We start from the raw sequence: 227 nt of genomic DNA, 5'->3' as shown, positions 1-227 counted from the left end.
GCGCTCGCCGAAGGAGCGGTATGTCGACCGACGCCGCCCTCGACGTCACTCTCGCCCGCAACGCCACGGTCCTCGCGACCGTGGACGAGACGACATTCCTCGTCGATCCCCTGTTCGCCGAGGAGGGCGCGCTGCCGCCGATCGACGACACGCCGAACGACCGGAACAACCCGCTCGTGCCGATGCCGGACGTCGACCTGTCGCACGACGCGGTGGTGGTCACCCAC

The 227-nt window shown here is 70.0% G+C and carries 1 pseudogene; it reads left to right on the top strand.

From position 1 onward, the window contains the following. Nucleotides 1-20 precede the first annotated feature (20 nt). Nucleotides 21-227: pseudogene (locus EXE45_RS19180) on the top strand (MBL fold metallo-hydrolase); the annotation flags it as partial.

The organism is Halorubrum sp. SP9 (assembly GCF_005435015.1).
In the GTDB taxonomy this organism is placed as follows: Archaea; Halobacteriota; Halobacteria; order Halobacteriales; family Haloferacaceae; genus Halorubrum; species Halorubrum sodomense.
This window is presented reverse-complemented; position numbering and strand designations above follow the sequence as displayed.